We start from the raw sequence: 21,764 nt of genomic DNA, 5'->3' as shown, positions 1-21,764 counted from the left end.
TTGAGCTGCCTACCATCCCGCCATACGTCCCCTCAGCCCTTCATCGCTCCATTTGGCATAGATGCGCGCCGTCTCCAGCGCCGCGTGGCCCAAGTGCCGGGCGACATCGTCGAGTGAAGCTCCCTCCCGTGTCAACCGCGTACCCGCGTAATGCCGCAGCGCGTGATGTCCCCGGTAAGGGACGCCGGCGCGGGTACAGAGCCGCTGCAGGCGCTCGACCGCAGCGGGGTAGCTGCCCCCGATTACCCAGTCGCCTTCAGGGAGGGCCTCCAGCGCTGTCTTCAGGCTCTCCCCCATCGCTACCCGGCGTTGTTTGCCGCCCTTGCCGTTGCGAACCGTCAGCACTCTAGCCTCTATGGTCACGTCGTCCCAGTGCAAATCTAGAGTCTCGCTCACCCGCAGTCCGCCATGGGCGCAGAGCAGGAGTTGCGCGCGCATCCGGGCGTCGGCGGCGGCCACGAGGGCCTGCAGCTCTTCGTGGGTGTAGGGGGTGCGCTTGTCCCAGGGTGCTGTTTTTTCTCGTACCGGTTTGACGTCTGAAAAAGGGGCAGCCTGTGTGACCTCAGCCCAGCGCAGCGCCGAATAGAGCAGACGAACCCCGGCGAGTTGCACCCGTGTACTTGAGGCGCTGAGCCCTTCAGCCTCCGTCGCACGCACGAACCGCACCCCATCTGCTGAAGTCGCGCGCAGGAGGTTGACCGCTTGATGCCCGGCATAGTCGAGGAATCTATTTACAGCCCAGCGATACGTTCTGAGGGTTCGTGGAGTGGTGCCTGTTCCGCTTGTGCCGTATAGGGTGAGGTAAGCCTCGGTCAGACTCCAGAGCGCTTCGGTGTCCCGGTCCCGGCAAGCTTCAACTCCTCTCCGTCTCCTCTCCTCAGGGTTGAGGTCTGTCCAGGCTCTCGCCCGGTCAAAAATCTCTACACGGTAGACATCCAGTTGCATTCCCATACCCCATAGTTAACATGACTTAACTCTGGGGTCGGCGCCCCTGACTGAAAACAAGCCTTCAGAGATGCAAACAGTCGATGTTCAGAACTGTAGGAGTAGTCTGATACACTTCCTACAGTTATGAACGACACGCCCATGACTGACCGGGTGCTGGACCTCTTCGCGCGTCGGGGCGGTTACCTGACCGCCGGGGATGCCGCTGGCGCCGGCATCCCCGGCACCACCCTGACCCGACTGCTGCGGAGCGGCATGATCGAACGTCCCCAGCGGGGGGTCTATCGACTGGCCGACACTGGTGGGCTGGAGAGTGTGCCGTCAGAACAAGACGATCTCCTCGAGGTCCAGCTCCGTTTTCCGTACGCCCGGCCCTGCCTGGTGAGCGCGCTGCACCTGCACGGACTGACCACCACCCGGCCCGCTGCCCTCCAGTTCGCCGTCCCGGCCAACCACCGCCGCCCGGTGCTGGACTACCCGAGGCTGGAGGTGTTTTATTTCGGCACCAAGTTCTACGGCGCCGGTCTCGCCGTGCAGGACGTGCGGGGCCGGTCACTGACCACTTACACGGCGGAAAAGACGCTGACCGATCTGCTGCGATACAGCTCCCGGTACGGCCGGGAGCTGTATCTTGAAGGATTGAAAAACTACCTCCGCCGCCCAGAGGCTTCTGTCCACACCCTGGTGGCGATGGGCAAAGACCAGGGAGTCTGGAAAATCCTCGGCCACGATCTGGAGGTGCTGAGCCATGACCAGGACCACTGATCCGGAGCAGATGCCCGTGCTGGCCCGGCTGCGGCACCTGGAATGCACCCGGTATCCGGACCTGCCGCTTGTTCTGATACCGATCATCTTCACCTGACGCCTGCACCACCACACCTCAGTGGAGATACTCAAACAGCGTGCCGGGCCGTTCCTGTTGAACGCCGCTCAACAATTCAGGGAAGAGAAAGGGCATGCCGCGCCGCGTGCAGCGGAGGTGGTACTCGATGTGGGCGTGGTAGCGCTGACTCGGAAGAACGATCAGGTTCTCGATCGCGTTGTTGGTGCAGTCGCCGTCCTTGTGGTGAACAACTTCGCCGGGCAACAGGGGCCGACCCAGGGCATGCTCAGCCAGAACGCGGTGCAGCTTGCGGCGCTGACCCGTGTTTACATCTTTGACCGTAGCGTAATTCTTTGATCGCCTCACCTTTATCAGCCTCCAGTCGGCAAAATCATGCAAAATCAAACATTGTAAAATATCCTAGATACAACGTTATTATAACGTGTCTAACAACGTTATTTTCAACATCTATTTTCGCGAAGCCTCTCATGCTCATGGTTTCAGTTGTTTCAGTTAACTACGCTAGACTGTTCGTATGACCATCGCTTTCACCCCCCCACACGAAGATCGGGAACACCTCAGAACGCTGGCCGAGCATCTCGCGCAGGCTGGTGGTCAGGTGGAGATCCTCTTCGGTGAGGGGACGCAGGCCCAGCGGATTACGCTCACGCCGCTGCTGGCGAAGTTGCTCCAGACCTCGCTCCAGGAACTGGGGGCCGGACATACGGTGGCTCTGGTGACCACCGAGGAAGAGGTGACGCCGGCACGTGCTGCGCGTTTGCTGGGCGTCAGCCGCCCCCACGTCGTAAACACTCTGCTCCAGACCGGCGAGATTCCCTACCGCATGGTCGGCAAGCACCACCGCATCGCGGTGGCCGATCTGCTGGCGTACCAGACGGAATGCGCACAGCGCCACGCGGCGGCAGACGCCCTGAGCCAACTCTCCGAGGATCTGGACCTGTATGCGGCGGAGTACAAGGCCACGCTGAAGTGACCGGTGGTTTGACCACCGCACCGCCGGAGGCGTTCTGCGATGCCAACATCCTCTACCCTTCCCTGCTGCGCGACCTGCTGATCCGTCTCGCCATCGAGCAGCGTTGCCGGTTGCGCTGGTCGGCAGACGTCAACGAGGAATGGATCAACGCCCTCGTGCGTGACCGTGGTCTTCCCCGTGGACCGCTGGATCAGACCCTGGCGCTGATGAACCGGGCCCTTCCTGGAGCGTCGGTCACCGGGTTTCGTCCCCTCATTTCCAAACTGACGCTGCCAGATCCTGACGACCGGCATGTGCTGGCTGCCGCCATTCAGAGCGGCGCACCCCACCTGCTGACCTTCAATCTGAGTGATTTTCCGGGTCATGCGCTTCCGGCCCGCGCGCCCCAGGTCATTCATCCCGACCTCTGGCTGGCTCCGGTGCTGGCCTGGGATCTCCAAGCCACCTGCCGGGTGCTGCGCAAACTCGTGGCCCCGTTCCGGCGTCCCCCGGTCACGATTCCGGAAGTGGCGGAGCGGCTCGCCCGCCTGCAGCTTCCACAGTCGTCCAGCGTCGTGCAGGACATGACCGCCCAGGGCATCTGTTAGGCAGGTCATTTTCAACGTCACGAATGACGTTTGATCTGGCTTGAGTTTTAACGTGCTTTTGCAAGCCAGACATACGTTGAATGGGACGAGAGACAGGCACGCATAGGTCCGTCGGGTCTTCTCAACCTGGACGATGATCACCTTGGTTTTAACGTTACGGGAAACGTCTATTTTAGAGTCTCGATCAACATGACTCACTCCGTCGAAGCGACGGAGTTGACAGTCTGCACGGCATCCCGACTGATACCCCGGAACGTCTGCTAAACTGAACAGAACGCCAGATCAATTTCAACGTTACAGATGACGTTTGATCTGGAATGGAGAATGACATGATCTATGTGGTGGGCGGTATCAAAGGTGGGAGCGGCAAATCGACGGTGGCGACCAATCTGGCCGTCGCGCTTGCGCGCGACGGCCGCGACGTCCTGCTGGTCGACGCGGACGATCAGGAAACCGCCACGGATTTCTCTGCCTGGCGGAACGAACGCCTGGAAGGGAAGGCGGGCTATACCGCCGTCCAGTTGACGGGCAAGGCGGCCCGCCAGGAACTCCAGCGTCTGTCCAGCAAGTTCGCGGACGTGGTGGTCGATACGGGAGGCCGCGACACCACCAGCCAGCGGGCAGCGCTCACGCTGGCCGACGTCTATCTGGTTCCGTTCAACCCCCGGAGTTTCGACGTGTGGACCCTGGCAAAAGTCGCCCGGTTGATCGAGGAGATTCGGACCGTCAACCCGGATCTGAGGGCCTACGCCTTCCTGAACCGTGCCGATCCCCGGGGCAGCGACAACGACGACGCAGCCGAGGCCTTGAAAGACACCGACGCCCTGGAGTATCTGGACACCTCGCTCGGCAACCGCAAGGCGTATTCCAACGCCGCAGCTCAGGGCCTGAGTGTGCTGGAGCTTCACCCGCATGATTCCAAGGCGACACAGGAGTTCGAGCGACTCTACCGGCAGGTGGTAGGCCAGAAGGCACAGGCCGCTGCGAGTGGGGGAGAGTAGGCATGGCGATCTCCCGGGCTCCGAAGCGTGTGGTCGCTGCCGATATTCCCGAGGACCGCGTGCAGGAAATCATTCGGCGCGGCGGTACCGTGGCCGCCGACCTCACCTCTATGCCTATGGCGCCGGCTTCCGATTCGGGCGAGGGCGGCAAGTCTACTGTCACCGACGAGTTGAAAAACGTGCAGTTGCGGGTCTATGAAAGTACGTTGCAGGAAATCGACCGGCTGCGCCACGCCCAGGCCAGGGGACGTCGACCTGCCTCACGGCACGCCTGGTTGCTCGATGCAGTTGAAGAGAAGCTGGAACGGGAACGCCGAAAGCAACGTTGAAACATATATTGATCTCAATATATGTTTCAACGTTGCTTTCAATGTTAGGAATGCTTGACGGACACCCAGCTTCGTTGGCGACAGCAACCGTCTTGAGGCGATGTCCTCTTTCCCTCGTGGCCCACCGGGCGCAAGGGCTTTAAGCTGCATTCCCCGCCAGCCCAGTCCGTTTCGGTCGAGATGACACGGCACATTCGCTCCCCCAGGATCTCGGCCATGGAGTAGGGCGTTTTTCCGGACTCGGGTTGAGGCGCTTTATCTACGCTTGAGAGCGGAGTAGAGTCAGGATGTTCAGCACGAATACGGGGGGACGCCGGATCATCTTCGCCTGACGACCCTCATGTTGGTGATCCGCGTTTTCCACTGACGACGCCGTCGAACACCTTCTCACCAGCGATTCTGGACGACATGGCATCAGGGCTCCAGCCAGGCGCGACATCCCCTTCGAGCACTCCTCCGGTTTCCAGCAACGGGTCTTCGGCGAGCGGCCGCTCCACTCGAACTCGACATGGATGGTTCGCGGTGTCCTGATCACGGTCCGGTCACGGTGCATGTCGACACTGGACATGGGGTACAGACGGTACCCGTGCGGCACACCGGCCACAACTCGAGGAGGCACAGCATGGAGAGTTCGGCACACCATCCGAATAGTCCTTCCCGCCGAACTGATCGTCGTTTCTATTCGTGTCATCGGGCGTGCGGCTGCCCTAGCGCAAAGATCCCTGCCTGCGCCGCGTCGAACCAAACAACCTCTATCCGTAGGCAGGCTGACCATGTTTGACCATGTGACGCGACAACTGACCGGCTGGGCCGCTGCCCGCGGCCTGGACCCCGTACAGTTCTCGGATGCGCCCAGGGAGGATGGCTCCTCCGTGCGGTTCACCCTGCTGGGCCTGTTGCCCATGCCGCCGCCCCGCACGCTGGGACGCGCACCGCTCCGGGTCAAGTTCCGTTATCTGGTGACCTGCACCGACGATTCGGTCAGGGAACAGATGGGGAGACTGCTGATCAGCGCCATGCAGGAGCCTGAGTTCCAGGTGGAGCTGGGAGACGTCGCCCCTGAGCTGTGGCTGGCCCTGGGCTGGCCGCCCCAACCAGCTTTCTCCCTGCTGGTTCCCGTCACGGTGCCGCTGGACGAGACGGTGGCCCCGTTCCCGACACGCCACACCATCCACGTGACATCCTCGCCGGCCACCCTGCGGCGCGGCCGGGTGGTCGATGGAGACGGCCAGGCGGTCGCCGGCGCCCGCATCACCGTGGACGGTCTGGGCGACGCCATCTACACTGACCGCTCCGGGCAGTTCGAGATGGTGGTGCGTCCAGAAGACGCCGTGGAGGTCATGACCGCCCACCAGCACGTCTTGGCGCGTCCGCCCCTTCCTCCCGCAGACTGGCAGATCCCGCTTCTCCCGCCCAAATAGGTGCCGCATCCTGTTCACCTCGCTTTGCGTCCGGCCCGTCTGCGGGTCCCAGAAGGAGAACCTTCCATGCCGAATTATCTGGCCCCCGACGTCTATGTGGAAGAAGTGCCGGGTGGCCCCAGACCCATCGAAGCGGTCGGGACGAGCACTGCTGCCCTGATTGGAGTCGCGCCCGACCACAAGGCCTTTCCCATGGACATCCGTGCGGTGACCAACTGGTCGGAATTCCAGCGAAGTTACGCCGCAGGTGGGCAGGAGAGCACCGATCTGTCGCAGGCGGTGTTCGGGTTCTTCCAGAACGGAGGACAGCGATGTTACGTGGTCAACATGGGGAGCGCGGGCGAGTTGATGCGGGCGCTGGACCTAGTGGCCCAGCGCGACGACGTCGCCATCGTCGCCGCACCTGGCCTGACCGACGCGGCCAGTTACGACGCCCTGCTCGGCCACTGCGAGCAGCTGGGCGACCGCGTCGCGGTTCTGGACGCGCCGCTGGCCGTTGTGGACGTGATGGCCCTGACGGTCGTGGCGAAATCCGCCGCACCCGACCGTGCTCCCGGCGACGCCGACCCGGCCACCAGAGCGCCCACGGGCACACTGGTGGGGTTGCGGCCCCGACAGTCGGATGACGGGTACGGCGCCGTGTATTTCCCGTGGTTGAGGGTGCGGGATCCACTCAAGACCGACGTGCTGGTGGACGTGCCCCCCAGCGGCCATATGGCGGGCATCTGGGCGCGCACCGACGCGACACGCGGCGTGCACAAGGCCCCGGCCAACGAATCGGTGCGCGGCGCACTGGATCTGACATACCACCTGACCCGCGCCGAGCAGGAACAGCTCAACAGCCACGGCGTGAACGCCGTGCGGTTCTTCTCGACCGAGGGCGTCAGGGTCTGGGGGGCGCGTACCGTGGCGGACAGTGCCAGCGAATTCCGTTACCTGAATGTCCGGCGACTGTTCAACATGATCAAGGAATCCATCGCCCTGAGCACCCGCTGGATCGTCTTCGAGCCCAACGACGAGACGCTCTGGAAATCCATTCGCCGGGACGTCAGCGCCTTTCTGTTGCGGTTGTGGCGCGACGGGGCCCTGATGGGCCGGACCCCCCAGGAGGCCTTCTTCGTCAAATGCGATCGTGAGACCAACCCGCCGGAGGTGATCGACGCCGGGCAGGTCGTCACCCTGATCGGCGTGGCCCCCGTCAAACCGGCAGAGTTCATCGTCTTCCGGCTGAGCCAGATGGACCAACGCAGCGACACCGAAAGCCTGGGTGATTCCGCATGACCCTGATCCAAGACCCCTTCCGCAGCTACAACTTCAAAGTCGTCATCCAGGGCGTGGTCGAGGGACACTTCACGCAGTGCAGCGGCCTGGGCGTCCGCCTCGGCGTCATCCGTTACCGCGAGGGCGGCAACGGCCAGGTGACCCGCGCCCTGCCTGGGCGGGTGGAATACGCCGATGTGGAACTGAAGTACGGCCTGACCCAGTCGCACGAGCTGTGGGACTGGCTGATGAGCGCCGTGCGGGGCGAGGTGGTCCGGAAGAACGTGTCCATCCTGATGCTTGACCCCCAGGGGACGGTCGAGGTCATGCGCTGGAACCTGCTGAACGCCTGGCCGTCGCAGTGGCGCGGCGCCCTGCTGGACGCCATGAGTCAGGACGCGGCCCTGGAACACCTGACCCTCGTGTACGACTCGCTGGAACGCGCGTGAACCGGCGTCCGCCCTCCTGGCTGCGCCGCTGGCTCCGGCTCGGGGTGCAGGCCCTCTCGCGCCGCCTCGAAGAGTGGGAGACTGGGCCCGACCGGGCTGACGCACCGCCCATGCAGCCGGGGCGGCTCCCCTCGACCCCGCCAAAGGACTGGCTGGCGCACGTTCGCCGGCCTGAGCTCCAGTGGACAGGGCTGAGTACCGCCACGCCCAGCTCCCAACCGGCACGTCCGGCCGCCCCACGTCCTGCTGGTCGGCCGCCTCCGCGAGCCACACCACCGGAGGCCGTTGTCCCGGGGACGGTCGCCATGCCCGCGAACATGCTTGCAGGGCGTCCCGGACGCATCCAGTTCTCGGTCGACGCGGCGTCCGGTTCGGCAGAGCCACGCTGGCCGGCGGCGTCACCGATTCGTCTGACCGTCCACTCTGAGCTGCGGGAGCTGCCCCGCTCCCACGCCATGATCAATCCGCCCAGGCCGCCTGAACGTCTCGCTCCTGCCCCAGGCGATGGGATCAGGCCCGCCTTTCCCGCTCCGCCCCGCACGCCGTTCGTATCACCGAAACGTGACGTCTTCCGGGCTGCCGCCACGGTCCCTCCCATAGCCCCGATGGCCGCCATGGATGCGCCCATGCCTACGTCCGTGCCCCGCGTGGCCTGGCTGGATCAGCCCCGGCGCTCTGTGTTGATGACGACTGCACTGGCGGCGGCCCAGGCGCCCCGGAAAACGATCTCAGACGCACCAGGGGCCGTCCAAGCGCCAGACGGCTGGGCTGACCTGCCGCTGCGTGAGGACGCTCCCGAGGATCTCCAGGCGTTTCAGCGCGACCGGGCACGCTGGAAAGAGGTGCAGCGGGAACAGGCAGGTGAACCGTGGAACGGGTCAACTTCCTGATTGAATCCAGCAACGAGCGGATCTCGTGTCTGCTCAACCCCGAGCAACTGACCGTCAAGCGACAGGCGGGAACCACGGCGCGGCGGTCCGTGGGCGGGCTGCTCGGGGCCCGGCTCCAGGATGATGACCCGCTGCTGGCCGCCGGGGGCGGCGTGACTGAATTGGAGCTGGACCTGCTGTTCGACACGTCGCTGCAAGAGCAGCCGGTGCGGGCCGGCGACGTCCGCGAACTGACGCGGCCGCTGTGGCGACTGGCCGAGGCAGGAGGACCAGGACCGGCGCTGGCCCGGGTCCGGTTTCTGTGGGGCAAGTCGTGGAATGTCCCCGGAGTCATCCTGGCGATCAGCGAGCGTTTCGAGTCTTTTGCCGCGAGCGGCGCACCGCAGCGCTCTTGGCTGCGCATGCGTCTGCGCCGAATTCCCGAACTGGCCGCCCCGCAGGCAACGCCGGCGCAGACGCAACCCCCGGCGCCCAGATCCTGGACCGCGTGGCCGCCCGGCCTGGACGGCCTGCCGCCGGCGCCGGCCGACACGGTCGAGATCCAGGGTGACGGTCTGAACGTCGGTAGCCGTCTGGACGCCCTGGCTTTCGAGGCCTACGGTGACCCGGCGGCCTGGCGGTTGATCGCCCAAGTCAACCAGCTGGTCAATCCCCTCGAACTGAGCGCCGGCCAAGTGCTCCAACTCCCACTCCTGTCCGGTTTCGGCCGCGCCGTCGGCGCCAGGGACGAGGCATGACGGCGCCTGGAGCGCCGCTGCGTCTGCGCCTGGGCAACCAGACGCTGGACGCTTGGGGGGGGACCGTGCGCGAACTGCGGGTCGTGCGCAAGCTCTCCCTGCCCAGTGCTTGTGAGCTGGGCCTGGTGGGCGACGGGCCCCTGCCGGTCACCATCGGCGACGGTCTCCTGGTTGAGGAGTGGAGCGGCCTGCCCCTGTTTGACGGCGAGGTGACCGCCCTAAGCGTGGAATACCTGCCGGGCGGCCTCCGTGAGGTGCGCGTACGGGCCTACGACCGGCTACACCGGCTGCGCAAGAGCATGCCGGCGCAAACCCTCGACGGTCAGGGCCTGCGAGACGTCGCCCAGGCCCTCAGCGACAGGCTGGGGGTGAGACTCGATCTGGACCGGGAGGCCCTGCCCCGCGTCTGGACCGCGCAGCTGCGGCAGTCCGACCTCGAGCTGCTGACGGGTTTGAGCGTGCAGAACGGACGACATTTTCAGCTTCAGGGCGACTGTCTGGAATTTCTAGGGCCGGCAGGCAACGGGACGCGCGTGGTCCTAGAACTCGGACGCAACCTGCTAGAAGCGCGGATCGAATCGAATGTGGACGCGGCCTGTCCCGAGGTCGAGGTGTACGGCTGGAACGCCCTGCAGGTGACGGCGGTGCAGGGCCGGGCGACGGCACCGAGCATGCCCACCCCGATGGCGACCGCCAAGTCGGAGGTCCTGGGCGCAGGCGTGCGGAAACTGGTGGGGGTCCCGGTCGACAGCGATGAGGAGGCGCAGTGGGCGGCCCAGGCCGAACTCGACTGGCGCTCGGGGGCCAGCCACACCTGCTGGGGCGTGTGTGACGGCGACGGGCGGCTGCGGCCCGGCAGCGGGGTCCGGCTCGACGGTCTGGACGCACATCTGAACGGCGAGTTCGTGCTCACGGAAGTCGTTCACCGGGTCGAGGCCGGATCCGGCTACGTCACCGAATTTTGCAGCCGGCCCAATCCGCCGCGTGGGCCGTCCGCGCCGCTGGCGGCGACGTTGGGGGTGGTGGCGGCGGTGGACGACCCCGCCGACCTGGGCCGGGTGCAGGTCAGGATGCCGGCGCAGGCCGGCCTGCTGAGCGGCTGGCTCCAGGTGTTGAGTGTGGCTGCGGGCGCGGAACGGGGCCTGATGGCGCTGCCCGACGTGGGCGACCAGGTGCTGGTGCTGCTGCCGCATGGAGAGGGCAGCCCCGGCATCCTACTCGGCGGCCTGTACGGTCAGGCCGGCCTCCCCGACAGCGGGGTGGTGGATGGACGGGCCAGGCGCCTGACCCTCCGCAGCGCCGCCGGGCAGAAGGTCGTACTCGATGCGGCAGCCCGGACCCTGGTGCTGGAAGACGGGCAGGGCAGCGTCGTGGAACTCACGCCAGAGCATGTCCGGGTGCACGCGGCCCGGCGACTGGTGCTCGAAGCGCCCGGGCAGGAAGTGGTCATTCGCGGTGAACGCATCAACTTTGAGAGGGCCTGAATGAAACTGTTGACGGACCGAGCCCAACTGGTGTGCAAGCACGAGATCGGGCGGGTTGGCCTGGAAGCCTCGCAGTCTCTGGTGTTCGTGGAGGGCCAGGCACTGTTGGTGGACAGCGACCCCGAAGGACGGCCTATCCGCTTCTGCCCGAATTACGGGGTCGGCATCAAGCCCTGCCAGCGGACCCTGAAGGTCAAGGTGGGCTATTCCGGGTTGCTGTGGATCGAAAGCCGCCGCGTGGCGCTCGACAGCGTGCGGGGGCTGACCGACGGCACGCCGCCCGGCATCGTGGAATACCTGGTTCGCCGGCCTGGCCAGAATCTGCTGGCGGAACGGCCATGACGGCGCCTGAGCGGGGGGCCGCAGAGCAGGGATGGCGTTTCGTGCATCCGGACCTGGACGATCCACAGCGGCGCGGCGAACCGGCAGGGCTGCGGCTGCATCGGGGAGGCATTCAAATGGTTGGCGGCCCAGCGCTGGTGCGCCAGTCGCTGCTGATGTTGATCTCGACCCGGCCCGGCGAGCGGGTCATGCGCCCCGAGTACGGCTGTCACCTCTCCCGGCTGATGTTCGCGCCAAACGACGACACCACCGCCGGGCTGGCCATCCATTACGTGCGGCAGGCCGTCGAGCGCTGGGAACCCCGGGCGGTGGTGCTGCATCTCGACGCGGGGCGCGCTACCGATGCCCCGCAGGTGCTGCGCCTGACCTTCCAGTACCGGATCCGGGGCACGCGGCAAGAAGACCACCTGCAATTCGCGCTGAACCTCGGCGACGAGGCGGGGCAGCGCTGATGCCGCTGCCCACGCCCAATCTGGACGACTGCACTTACGAGCAACTCCGCGCGGCAGCCATCGCCCGGGCGCGCAAGAGCTGCGCCGAATGGACGGACTTCTCAGCCGGCGATCCAGGAACGGTGCTGCTGGAACTGTTCGCCTTTCTCACCGACACCATGATTTACCGTCTGAACCGCCTGCCGGACAAGGCCTTCGTGGAATTCCTGCGGCTGCTGGGCGTGGTATTGCTGCCACCGTCGGCGGCCCGGGTGACCCTGCGTTTCTCGCGTACGGACGGCGCCGCCGGTACGCTCCATCTTCCGGCCGGCACTCAAGTAGGCGTGGGGCGGGCGGACCAGGGTGCCGCCGCCGTGTTCTCGACCATGAGAGACGCCGAACTCCCGCCAGGGACCGCGTCGGTGGACGTGCCCGCCCTCCACGCCGAATTCGTGCATGCCGAGTTGCTGGGCCACACCGGGGTGAGTGCGGGGCCGGCCATGCAACTGGCCCGTCCACCGTTGATCGCGCCGATGCCAGAGGCCGAGGGCGCCGACCTGATCGTCGCCGTGGAGACCCGCCTGGACGAGGTGGATCCCAATACGCCCGTCATGACCTGGCTGGAGAAGACCTACCGCATCTGCCGGGAAGTGCCGTTCTTCGCTTCCGGGATTCAGACCGAGCAGACGTACCTGGCCGACCGTCTGGCCGGGACGGTGACCTTCGCCCCGGTCCTACGTGGACAGGCGGCGCCGGAACCCGGTCGGGAAATCCGGGCATGGTACTGGCGGGGCGGCGGCGAAGCCGGCAACGTGGCGGCCGGCTCGCTGACCACCGTGAGGGCCGCGCTTCCAGGCGTGGGCGTGACCAATCCCGCCCCGGCGTCCGGCGGGCAGGCGGCCGAGTCGCTGGAACACGCCCTGGTGCGCGGGCCGATGCACGTGCGTCATCAGTACCGGGCGGTCACGGCGTCGGATTACGAGTTCATCGCCCTGGACCACGCCCGCTCGGTCGCCCGGGCGCGCGCCTTCACGCAAAGCGCCCTGTGGGCGCACGGGACCCCGGGCACCGTGGGGCTGGTGCTGGTGCCGGAGGTGGCGCCGGACAGCCGCGCCCAGCTCACGTCGGCACTGCTGTTAGACGCGCAGCAACCCGAGGTACTCGGTGACATCGCGCGGGCGATCGACGCCAGGCGCATTCTGGGCACCGCCTGCGACGTGCAGTGGGCGCGCGTCAAAACCGTACGTGTCCGGGCCCGGGTCGTGGCGCGGCGCTACCAGAACCACGAACAGATCAGGGCCAACGTCGTCCGACGCCTGCGCCTCGGCATCAATCCCCTGCCCACCGAATCCACCGAGGAGGGCTGGCGTTTCGGGCAGACCCTGCGTAGTTCCCACGTGTTCGCCGTGGCCCTGTCCGAACCCGGCGTGGCCTGGGCCGACCAGGTGGGCCTGCTGGTGGACGAACAGCCGCGGGGCGCCGTCCGCGCCCTGGCCACCGACACCTTTCAGCCGCAGACGTGGTACGCGGCCTGCGACGACCTGTTGTTCCGCTCCCTGAACGACGGTGAGGGCTGGGAAGCGGTCCTGACCGTTGCAGGTGAAAACCTCCGGCTGGTCCGTGCGCACGCTGCTCAGGCCGGATTTCTGGCTGTGCTCACCGAGGCCGGGGACGGGGTGGCGCACCTGCTGGTGTCGTTCGACTGTGGGGAAAGCTGGCAGCCGCCGCTGACCCTGGACGTGGTGGTCAGGGACGCCGACTGGGTCAGGCGCGGCGACCAGTCCTGGCTCCTACTGGCCACCGACACGGGGCTGCTCGAGGTCCGGGTGACGCCGGGGCAGGCCACGGTCACCCCGGTGGCCGTCACGCCGGGCCAGCCCAACCTCCCCCTCTACGCGGTCAGGGTCCATCACGCTCCACAGGGTGATCCGGTGGTGGCGGTGGCCGCGCAGTCCCGCGGCGGGGTGCTGCTGTCCAGTGGGGGCGCCAGCAAGTCCTTCCGGGCCATGGGACTCGAGCAACAGGACGTGCGCGTACTGGCCGTCCAGCACGACGGCACGCGGGCCTTCCTATGGGCCGGGCTGGCCGCCGAGGGCGACGAGGACGGTCCCGGCTGCCGGCGCTGGGAGCTGCGCGGCGCGGAAGACCCGCCCGAAGGCTGGATCACCCTTAAGACCGGCTGGACAGGAGGCAGTTGCCTGGACCTGGCATTTACCGGGGAGACCGCGTACGCCGCGTCGCACCACATGGGGGTGGCGTCACTGCGCCTCGGGCAGGCCGAGCCCACCTGGATCAATCCCAGCGTGGACAGCGGTCTCCCGCTCAACGAAGTGCGGCGCTTCGAACCGGTGCGTGCGGTGGCCGCCGCGCGCAGCCTGACCCTGGCCGGCGGCCCCTGGGGGTTGCGGCTGAGCCGCACTTCAGGCCGGAGTTACCAGTCGGTCGTTCAGGAGGACGGGGCAGACGCGGTGACGCTGCCGCCCACCTGGCTCTTCTGTTCGGGGGCACACGACATCGAGGTGGTGAGTGAGGATGAAACGCGCCGAACTTGAGCGGCTGCTGCCGGAAGTGCTTCAGCGCGCGGCGCAGGCGGACCAGCCGCTCGGCGCGGCGCTGGACGTGATGGCCGACCTGATCACGCCGCTGGAGACCGCGCTGGCCCAGGTAGACGCGGTGTTCGATCCCCACCGCACGCCGGACGCCTTCGTTCCCTTCCTGGCCTCCTGGCTGGATCTGGACGGGCTGCTGCGTCCCGGTCCGCTGGAGCAGCAATACGCTGCGGGTCTGGGTCAGTTGAGACGCCTGATCGCCCGCACCATGCCGCTGAACCGCCTACGGGGCACGGCTCAGGGCCTGGCGCAGATGCTCGAGACGGCCACGGGTGTCGAGGGCTTCGGGGTCCGGGAAAACGTCACCGCCGGCGGTCAGCACCGGGCGTTTCACCTGCTCGTGCTCGCGCCGGCGGCGTCAGCATCCGTGAGTGAACTGGTCTTGCAACTCTGCGAAATGGAAAAACCCGTGGCCTTGACCCACGAAATCGTGTGGAACGCCCCCGGAGGTGCGCCGTGACCCTGACGTGGACCCTGCTCCTCGCCCCTCTCGTCCCCGTGCTCATCGCCGCTGCCGCAGCGTTCATCGTGGGTGTCGTGGTGGGACTGGCCAAACGGCAGGCGGGCTGGGCGCTGCTGCGCGGCACCGAAGCCGCCTTGCTGCTCGTTCTGGGGGCCTTTCTGGCCCGGGTGTTCATCGCGTGGCTGCTCAGTCTGGCCGTCCACCCCGAGCGGGCCGGTTTCGTCCTCGGCTGGGCGTTCCTGCTGTGGCCGGGCCTGCTCGATACGCTGCCCACACTGTTCGGCTCCCAATGGCTGACCAGTCCAGACCGACTTTTGAACATCGTCACGGCAGTCGGCGCAGGCGTGGGCTTCATGAACGGCCTGTGGGGCATCCATGGGCTTCTCGGCTTCCTTACCTTTCCGCTGAACGTGACCTGGGGCCTGGGCGGCAATACCAACGGCCTGCTGCTTCACCTGATCAATTTTGCGTGGGGCGGACACAGCGACGAGACGCGCCGGGAAGCGCACCGGTATTCCTCGGGTTTCCGCATCAAGAGCGACTACGCCTTCACACAGGGTTCCGTGATGAGCAACACCAGCCCCGGCCTCTTTGGACACGAATTCGTCCACGTCCTCCAGAATCTCGTGGTGGGACCGTTCTTCGTGCTGTCCTACGCCGCGTGGATGGCGCTGCTGTTCATTCCGGGTCTGGTGGCCGGGTCCCGCAGCAAGAATGGGGGCGTGGCCGACGGCATCGAGGGGTACTGCTACGACGGCAACCCCTGGGAGGCGATGGGCTACGCCGTGGGTGGGAGCCACAGTCCCCGCGTCGCCCTCGGCACGGCCTGGACCGTGACGCTCGCCGTGCTGCTGGCTGCAGCGTTCGGCCTGCTGGTGTGGCGCGTCGTCCTGCCCTGGGGCTGGACATGAACGGGCGGCGGCCGTCTGCGGACGGCCGCCGTGGTGTCGCAGCGCCGTCGGGTCCTATCCGACCAACAGGACTGAGCGAAGAGACAGCCGGCCGAAAACCGCAAAGGTCAAAACCAGTCCAGGCCGGTGGTTTCGTCGCGCCCGGCTCACGGTCCGGCGTCACAGATCCGGCCGACGCACTGCCAGACGTTTGCCCAAAGTTTCGCTGAGGAAGGATTTTTTCAAGGAGGCCCTATGCCCGCTGCATTCACCGTCACCACTGCGACCAACACCGTCACGCTCGGCTCAGACCGTCACGGCGAAGCGACCTTCGTGGTCACCAACGTCAGTGGCCGCCCCATGCAGGGCCGCGCGCTCCTCGAATGGCAACCCAGAGCCACCGACCGCGCGAGCTGGGCCGCCGTACAGGGCGAGGCCGAACGGGTTTTCCCGATCGCTGGGACACAGCAATACACTGTCAAATTCACGTTGCCGCCTACGGCGTCTGAAGGTCAGCACATCCTGCGGCTGGATATGCAGGACGTCAGCCTCCCAGACGACGTGGTCCAAGGTCAGAGCGTGACTCTGCAAGTTGCTCCCCCAGTCCCCAGGGGCAAGTTCCCGTGGTGGGTGCTGGCCGTTGCGGCCGTGGTGCTGCTCGGGGGCGTGGGGGCGTTTCTACTGCTGGGCCGTGACGCCACCGTCCAAAACGTGGCGGGCCTGAGCCTGGAAAAGGCCAGGGCAGTCATTACCGGCGCTGGGCTGACGGTGGCCGATCCGCTCAAGACGGAGAACGACGAGGCGGTGCCCCAGAGCGTCGTGATCCGCAGTGAGCCCGGTGAGGGCAGCAAGCTCAAGAAGGGCAGCGCCGTGACCCTGGTGCTGTCCAACGGGCCGTCCCGGCATCCGATGAATTTTGTCGGCAAGGACGGGACAGACGTGCTGAAGGAACTGGTTCAATGGGGACTGAAACCGGAAAACATCCTGCTCAGCAAGAGATGGAGCACGAACAACGAGCCCGTGGGGACAGTCCTGTCGACCACTCCTCCTCAGGGTCAGGAAGTCACGAGAAACGACACGGTGACACTGGCGATATCGAGAGGACAATGCCAGTCTACGGTACTCATCTTTTGTCTTAAGGACCCTATCGTGAGGCCTTATCTCGATCTCCAGCGCAGTGGGACAACCCTGAAGGAAATGATCAGGCAACCATGACCCCACGGGTGTTCTTCGTCGTTCTGGTGCTGCTGGTCCTGGCGGCCTACGTGGCGGTGGGACAGAGTCTGATCGGGGTGAGCCGCCCCCCAAATCCGGAGCAGCCACCCGGCAATGCCGCCTGGACCGGGCAACTGGGCACCGTGCTGGTACGCCGCCGCCCGGTCACGGCCATGGACATCCAACTCGTGCTGGGGGCCTGCGACGACCGCGATCGTCAGCGCCTCCAGATGGGTCAGGGGCAAAGCTGCTCGGTCCTGTTCAAACCTCTCGCCGGGCGTAGCGCCGTGACCCGTGAGCTGCGGCTGCAGAGTTCACAGGTTTTTCAGGCCCAGGTCGTCTTCACGGCTCTGGACGGCACCGTGCAGCGGGGACAGGCGATGCCCGCCAAGAACGACAATGGACGCCTCGAGGTGCTGGTGGACGTGTTCAGAGACGGTGGGCAGGTCCTCGTGACCTGTCTGCAGGCCAACTGTCTGATCGCGTTGCTATCGCCGTAGACGCAAAAACACTGACGTCGTGTCCGGCCAGTGAACCGTTTTGCCCCAGGTGCTCGCCTCGTTCATGCGCTCAGGGAGGGCTCGCTGGCAACGGGCCGTGGGCGCTGGGTCAGACGTGCAACCGGATGCTTTTCACGGTGGAGACGGCACCGCCGATCAGCAGCAGGAGCCCCCAGATGAACGCCAGAACGGCAATGACGATGGCCCCGATGGCATCGGTCACGCTGACCAGTACTCCGGGGACCAGGGCGTGCAGCCAGACCAGGACCAACCCACAGATGAAGGAGGTCAGGATCAACATCACCAGGCTCCGGTTTTGCAAGAAGCGTTGATGGGCCATCACCAGCAGAACCGTGAATGCCAGCTTGAAGGTCATCAGCAGGGCGAGGGTGATCGCGGCCCCGTGTCTGTCGAACCCCCCGAAGGCGACGAGATAGATGGGCCACCCGAAAAAAGACAACACCATGGCCAGCATGAGGCTCAGCGTGGCGAAGGCAACAAGCCCCAGAACAAGGGTCCCCAGCAGCAGTGCGGTGGACAGGATCAGCGTCACGAGGCCCTGCACCCGTCCCTGCACGCGTTCCGGGATAATTAGTGCCAGACCCATCAGCGCGATGTTGTAGAGCAATATCCCGTCAATCAGCGCCAGGTAGGGGATGCCGAAGCCGGGCCGTGCCTGTCCGGCGTCGCCCCGGAAGGACTGACCCACCTCGACCAACACGACCAGCAGCAAGCAGAGTGTCGCAGCCAGAAAGTACGGTTTTCGGAGGGTGTCCATGCTCAATAGTACGTGGTTTCGTTGCCTGGAGCCCCACCGACAGGGAAGGAGCCTGAGGCTGTCGGGGGCGGGGATTTCCCGGTGCAGAAAGTCCCGCCACAGGAACGCAGTTGCCGCGACAGTTAAATCCGTTGTCGCCATGGACCGCTGCGTCCACTGAAGCAGTGGTGAAAACGGGGCGGGAATTCTGATCCTAGACAGGACCCGTGGCGGCAATAGGGCGCTTTTGATCGGAGCGGGACGGCCTGCTGCACACTAGTCGATACGTCCCTTCAAGGGCGTGAGGGCCTTCACTAGGACGAGGAGTGGTATTTCCTCGTAGTGGACGCGCGTTTCGCGAGTGGCCGTGCTCATCAGGAACTGCCCGACTGCTTTGAGACCGTCCACGCGCTCCGCGACTGGAGCTTTCGAACTCGTAACCAGCGCGATCTCGATCCCCGTCAGCACCGTGATGGGCAGTTCGAATGGGCGGCGCTCCGGCAGAAGGTGTACGTACGGTCCGCCACCGTTGCCCCCGTGGTCTTTGGTCAACTGAACGAGGATTTCCAGCGCTTCGTCGAAGGTCATGTTCGTCTCCTTTTTGGGGTCCACTGCGAGTCTGGGCTGAGGGGGAAGTCTTTCACGGTCATTCTGCCAGTGCACGGATGGCAGGGTCAGGCGTCTGCCCGTACTCGTCGTGCACCATGCGCTGGTAGCGCGTGTAGCTGCGGCGGAGACCTTCGGGTTCATCCAGGCGTGACCACAGCCGGATCAGCCTGATGTGCGTTTCCTCGCTGAGTGGGTCGAGTTCCAGGCACCGTTCGTAGGTGGCGGCGGCCACGACGCTGTCTTCGTCCTCGAGCGTGGCAGCCAACGTCAGTCCGGCAGACAGGGACTGTTCGAGCAGCTCGGTGCGCCGGACGCATGCCCACTCCACGCTGCTGTCGTTCAAGAAGGGGCCGCCATATGCGTCGAGAGCAGCCTGGAGGGCAGCGCACGTGCGTTCCCGCAACGCCTGCGCCGGGAGCCGCGCGTCCAGGTGGACCTGCAGCTGCTCAGCCAGACGGTACCGGCCAGCTTCGAACGGGACCGGATTGAACGTGATCGCCGGGTGCGACGTCAGGGCAGTCCGGAGGTGCCGGACGGCGACTTTGAAGTACTCGATGTGACGCTGCTCGGTGGATCCGTCCCAGAGGTCGTTCATGATCTCGCCGCGGGTGGCCGTGCCTCCGTGCCAGGCGAGCCACACCAGCACTTCCGCCGAACGGCTCAGGGGGATGTGGACCCGCTGGCCGTCGACCGTGACGTTTAAGGGGCCCAGGGTTTTGAGGTGGAGCATCACGGGGGACGGCCGGTCTGACGGAACAGGCGTGTCTGAGGTCCGGGGAAGGGCGTCGGCCCACGGACTGACGGCGTGCCCGAACTGAGAGAGCGCGGCGCGCACTTCGGCCACGGCCGCCTCGTCGGTCACCGTGAAGTCGAGTGGACCGGCATGCCTCAGCTGCTCTTCCGTACTCTGGACGCGCGCGGCGCTGAACGTGCCTGCCCGCAGGTCGGCCTGGGCGCGGCGCAGGACGGCGCGCCGGTAGACCGACTCAGGAGCCCCGAAACCACTGACGGTCACTGCCGAAAAGGCCAGGCTGGCGGCCGGCCAGTCGCCACGATCGCCGGCCAGCAGGCCGTCGCTGAAGACGAGGGCGGAACGTGCGTGTTCCGTGTCCCCGAAGCTGAGGCGGGCGTGCATCACGGCTTGGACCGCAGCGGCCGGATCTCCAGCGTGTAACAGGGCGTCAGTGAGCCGGGGGAGGATCCGGGACTGTAGCGTGGCCACGCCGTAATGCTCGCAACTGCGCAGGGCGGCCTGGTAGTCGCTGGCGGCGGCGGCCATGTCCCGCTGGTCGAAAGCCAGGTCGGCACGGGTCTCGAGCAGCAGGGCCTGCACGGCGCTGTGCTCCTGCTCGGCGACGGCGAGCGCTTCATCGACCGTCTGCGCGGCTTCCTGCGGGCGGCCCAGCGTCCACAGGAGCATGGCGAGGTCGTTGCTGGCGATCAGCGCGCGGGCAGGCATGCCCACTTGCTGGTACAGCGACAGGGCCCAACGCAGCGCCGCCTCGCCGCCTGCCAGGTCACCGGTCTCCCGGCAGGCCACTTGCAGGACGTCGAGGACGGCGCCGATCTCGATCGGATCGTCCAGGGTACGTGCCTGTTTCAGTGCGGTGCGTGCGGTGCTCACGGCATCGTCGGCCCGGCCAAGGGCCAACTGCGCGGATGCCCACAGGCGCGTGAGACGAGCCGCGTCCCGTGGGGAGTGTGGGCCGCGCAGGCCTTCTTCGACGAGGGCCAGTTGCTCGCCCGGCCGGCCCGTTCGTGCACAGAGGATGCCCAGCGCGAACAGCAGTCCCGGATCGCGCTCCCCCTGGGCGTAGAGGCCACGCAGGGTCGCCTCGCCCCGCACCGGATCACCCGTCTCGTACAGCGCTAGACCTAGCGCCGTGCGGAGCGGGACTGGCAAGGCAGCGCCGAGCGGCTCGAGCACCTGACGCACCAGACGGTATTCCCCGCGGCGTTCATGGTGTGGGGCCAGGCCTCCGGCGACCCGCAGCAGATCACGTTCCGCCCTGGCCTGTCGGTAGTGTTCGAGCGCCTGCCAACTGTCGTCGCGTGTCTCTGCGCGGCGGCCCGCGCGGACGTGCAGGGCCGCATAGACGCCCGGGTCCTGCCGGAGGTCACGGTCCAGCCGCTCGCGCAGCAGATGGTGCGGGCGGTACGCGCCGTCCAGTGGAATGAGGGGCAGGCCGGCGCGGCGGACGTCGCGCAGCCATCCGGCAGGCAGGTCGACGCCCAGGTCCGTCGCAGTGTCTTCTGTCCAGAGGTCGAGCACGCTGGCGTCGGGCAGCCGTCGCCGGAGGGGCAGGGGAAGACGGGACAGCGCCTCGTCGAGGATGTGCTCGGCACCGAGCACGGGGGAGATGCCCAGCGCGGCGAGGTTGACGCCGATCGGCCAACCGTCCAGGCGGCGATGCACGCTGTCATCGTCACGCGGGCCCAGACAGCGGGCCGTCTCGTCACGCGTGAAAGCGAGATGACCGGCGCCGATGACTTCGGCGGTACCCGCCGCGACGCGCTGCGCAAACCGCAGTCGTGGTTCGCTCCAGGATGCGAGGAACACCCGGTGGCCCTCTCCGAGACCATCGAGCAGATGGCCCAGCCAGTCCTCGGCAGCTTCCTGTAGAAGTTCGGCACCGTCCAGAAACATGTTGAGGTTGACGGGGCTGAGTGACAGATCACCTGCCAGAGCGCGGGCATGAACGGAACTGCTTGCGCCCGCGACGAGAGCGGCAGCGCTGCGGTCCAGCCCGAGGGAGGGCAGGAGCGCCGTGAGGGCCCCTCGCAGGTGGGCGCACAGCACGGCCGGGTCGGCGTCGTCCTCCCGCAGGCTGAGCCATACGGCCCGCTGCGGTTCCTCACGGGCGTAGTGGGCGAGCAGTGTGGTTTTGCCGTACCCCGCCGGCGCGACCAAGACGATGAGCGGACACTCGCTCTTCTGCAGAACACTCAACAGCGCGTCACGGGTGATCTCGTTGGGAACCGGTCGGGGAACGCTACGGTACAGGCCGGACAGATCGCGTGCGGGCAT

22 protein-coding genes are annotated in these 21,764 nt (G+C 66.3%); 17 read left to right on the top strand and 5 right to left on the bottom strand.

The genetic code is table 11. The annotated features are described in order from the left end of the window. Positions 1 to 9 precede the first annotated feature (9 nt). Positions 10 to 951, bottom strand: coding sequence for a tyrosine-type recombinase/integrase (locus DAAJ005_RS00110; RefSeq protein ID WP_226342326.1), 942 nt, complete (start codon positions 949 to 951; stop codon positions 10 to 12). 120 nt (positions 952 to 1,071) lie between these two features. Here DAAJ005_RS00110 and DAAJ005_RS00105 point away from each other — a divergent pair, with 120 nt between their 5' ends. Continuing rightward, positions 1,072 to 1,710 (top strand): type IV toxin-antitoxin system AbiEi family antitoxin domain-containing protein, encoded by a 639-nt coding sequence (locus DAAJ005_RS00105; protein ID WP_151845310.1) that lies wholly within the window; start codon positions 1,072 to 1,074, stop codon positions 1,708 to 1,710. A gap of 115 nt (positions 1,711 to 1,825) precedes the next feature. Here the strand turns inward: DAAJ005_RS00105 and DAAJ005_RS00100 are convergent, their stop codons facing one another. Then, a complete protein-coding gene (locus tag DAAJ005_RS00100; RefSeq protein WP_151845309.1) occupies positions 1,826 to 2,134 on the bottom strand; it encodes an HNH endonuclease in 309 nt (102 codons plus the stop codon). 169 nt (positions 2,135 to 2,303) lie between these two features. On the opposite strand from DAAJ005_RS00100, the gene DAAJ005_RS00095 reads away from it, so the two are divergent. The 16 genes from DAAJ005_RS00095 (at position 2,304) to DAAJ005_RS00020 (ending at position 17,370) form a co-directional block, all read left to right on the top strand. Next, positions 2,304 to 2,762: a helix-turn-helix domain-containing protein gene (locus DAAJ005_RS00095; RefSeq protein ID WP_151845308.1), complete on the top strand. Its 459-nt coding sequence runs from the start codon at positions 2,304 to 2,306 to the stop codon at positions 2,760 to 2,762. Between the two features lie 8 nt (positions 2,763 to 2,770). Then, positions 2,771 to 3,349 (top strand): PIN domain-containing protein, encoded by a 579-nt coding sequence (locus tag DAAJ005_RS00090; protein WP_192930685.1) that lies wholly within the window; start codon positions 2,771 to 2,773, stop codon positions 3,347 to 3,349. A 329-nt stretch (positions 3,350 to 3,678) separates the two neighbouring features. After that, positions 3,679 to 4,350 (top strand): AAA family ATPase, encoded by a 672-nt coding sequence (locus DAAJ005_RS00085; RefSeq protein ID WP_192930684.1) that lies wholly within the window; start codon positions 3,679 to 3,681, stop codon positions 4,348 to 4,350. A 2-nt stretch (positions 4,351 to 4,352) separates the two neighbouring features. Beyond that, positions 4,353 to 4,679 carry a hypothetical protein gene (locus DAAJ005_RS00080; RefSeq protein ID WP_151845305.1) on the top strand — a complete coding sequence of 109 codons (327 nt, stop codon included), beginning with the start codon at positions 4,353 to 4,355 and terminating at the stop codon, positions 4,677 to 4,679. 773 nt (positions 4,680 to 5,452) lie between these two features. After that, positions 5,453 to 6,100, top strand: a complete 648-nt coding sequence (locus tag DAAJ005_RS00075; protein ID WP_151845304.1) for a carboxypeptidase-like regulatory domain-containing protein — start codon at positions 5,453 to 5,455, stop codon at positions 6,098 to 6,100. Between the two features lie 66 nt (positions 6,101 to 6,166). After that, on the top strand, positions 6,167 to 7,381 hold the full coding sequence (locus DAAJ005_RS00070) for a phage tail sheath C-terminal domain-containing protein (protein ID WP_151845303.1): 1,215 nt from the start codon (positions 6,167 to 6,169) through the stop codon (positions 7,379 to 7,381). Next, positions 7,378 to 7,809: a phage tail protein gene (locus DAAJ005_RS00065; RefSeq protein ID WP_151845302.1), complete on the top strand. Its 432-nt coding sequence runs from the start codon at positions 7,378 to 7,380 to the stop codon at positions 7,807 to 7,809. Before DAAJ005_RS00070 ends, DAAJ005_RS00065 begins: the two co-directional genes overlap by 4 nt. An 868-nt stretch (positions 7,810 to 8,677) precedes the next feature. Continuing rightward, the gene (locus tag DAAJ005_RS00060; protein WP_151845301.1) at positions 8,678 to 9,436 is read left to right on the top strand and encodes a hypothetical protein; all 759 of its coding nucleotides are present in this window, start codon (positions 8,678 to 8,680) and stop codon (positions 9,434 to 9,436) included. A 65-nt stretch (positions 9,437 to 9,501) separates the two neighbouring features. Then, positions 9,502 to 10,920 (top strand): phage baseplate assembly protein V, encoded by a 1,419-nt coding sequence (locus tag DAAJ005_RS00055; RefSeq protein WP_192930683.1) that lies wholly within the window; start codon positions 9,502 to 9,504, stop codon positions 10,918 to 10,920. Beyond that, positions 10,921 to 11,262, top strand: a complete 342-nt coding sequence (locus DAAJ005_RS00050; RefSeq protein ID WP_151845299.1) for a hypothetical protein — start codon at positions 10,921 to 10,923, stop codon at positions 11,260 to 11,262. Continuing rightward, positions 11,259 to 11,714 carry a GPW/gp25 family protein gene (locus DAAJ005_RS00045; RefSeq protein ID WP_192930682.1) on the top strand — a complete coding sequence of 152 codons (456 nt, stop codon included), beginning with the start codon at positions 11,259 to 11,261 and terminating at the stop codon, positions 11,712 to 11,714. Before DAAJ005_RS00050 ends, DAAJ005_RS00045 begins: the two co-directional genes overlap by 4 nt. Further along, on the top strand, positions 11,714 to 14,245 hold the full coding sequence (locus DAAJ005_RS00040; protein ID WP_151845298.1) for a baseplate J/gp47 family protein: 2,532 nt from the start codon (positions 11,714 to 11,716) through the stop codon (positions 14,243 to 14,245). The genes DAAJ005_RS00045 and DAAJ005_RS00040 overlap by 1 nt, the downstream gene beginning before the upstream one ends. Continuing rightward, positions 14,226 to 14,762 carry a phage tail protein gene (locus DAAJ005_RS00035; protein ID WP_151845297.1) on the top strand — a complete coding sequence of 179 codons (537 nt, stop codon included), beginning with the start codon at positions 14,226 to 14,228 and terminating at the stop codon, positions 14,760 to 14,762. Before DAAJ005_RS00040 ends, DAAJ005_RS00035 begins: the two co-directional genes overlap by 20 nt. Continuing rightward, positions 14,759 to 15,676, top strand: coding sequence for a hypothetical protein (locus DAAJ005_RS00030; protein WP_151845296.1), 918 nt, complete (start codon positions 14,759 to 14,761; stop codon positions 15,674 to 15,676). The genes DAAJ005_RS00035 and DAAJ005_RS00030 overlap by 4 nt, the downstream gene beginning before the upstream one ends. Before the next feature lie 234 nt (positions 15,677 to 15,910). Further along, positions 15,911 to 16,870, top strand: coding sequence for a PASTA domain-containing protein (locus tag DAAJ005_RS00025; protein WP_151845295.1), 960 nt, complete (start codon positions 15,911 to 15,913; stop codon positions 16,868 to 16,870). Further along, positions 16,867 to 17,370 (top strand): hypothetical protein, encoded by a 504-nt coding sequence (locus DAAJ005_RS00020; RefSeq protein ID WP_151845294.1) that lies wholly within the window; start codon positions 16,867 to 16,869, stop codon positions 17,368 to 17,370. Before DAAJ005_RS00025 ends, DAAJ005_RS00020 begins: the two co-directional genes overlap by 4 nt. Positions 17,371 to 17,479: 109 nt before the next feature. Here DAAJ005_RS00020 and DAAJ005_RS00015 read toward each other — a convergent pair whose 3' ends face one another. The 3 genes from DAAJ005_RS00015 to DAAJ005_RS00005 all read right to left on the bottom strand — a co-directional run bounded on the left by DAAJ005_RS00015 (position 17,480) and on the right by DAAJ005_RS00005 (position 21,764). Then, a complete protein-coding gene (locus DAAJ005_RS00015; protein WP_151845293.1) occupies positions 17,480 to 18,148 on the bottom strand; it encodes a hypothetical protein in 669 nt (222 codons plus the stop codon). A 255-nt stretch (positions 18,149 to 18,403) separates the two neighbouring features. Beyond that, complete coding sequence (locus DAAJ005_RS00010; RefSeq protein WP_151845292.1) at positions 18,404 to 18,715, bottom strand: hypothetical protein; 312 nt, start codon at positions 18,713 to 18,715, stop codon at positions 18,404 to 18,406. A 58-nt stretch (positions 18,716 to 18,773) separates the two neighbouring features. Further along, the gene (locus DAAJ005_RS00005; protein ID WP_192930681.1) at positions 18,774 to 21,764 is read right to left on the bottom strand and encodes a BTAD domain-containing putative transcriptional regulator; all 2,991 of its coding nucleotides are present in this window, start codon (positions 21,762 to 21,764) and stop codon (positions 18,774 to 18,776) included.

This window comes from Deinococcus sp. AJ005 (assembly GCF_009017495.1).
Lineage (GTDB): Bacteria > Deinococcota > Deinococci > Deinococcales > Deinococcaceae > Deinococcus.
The sequence above is the reverse complement of the archived record's forward strand: the minus strand, read 5'-3'. Positions and strand labels throughout refer to the sequence as shown.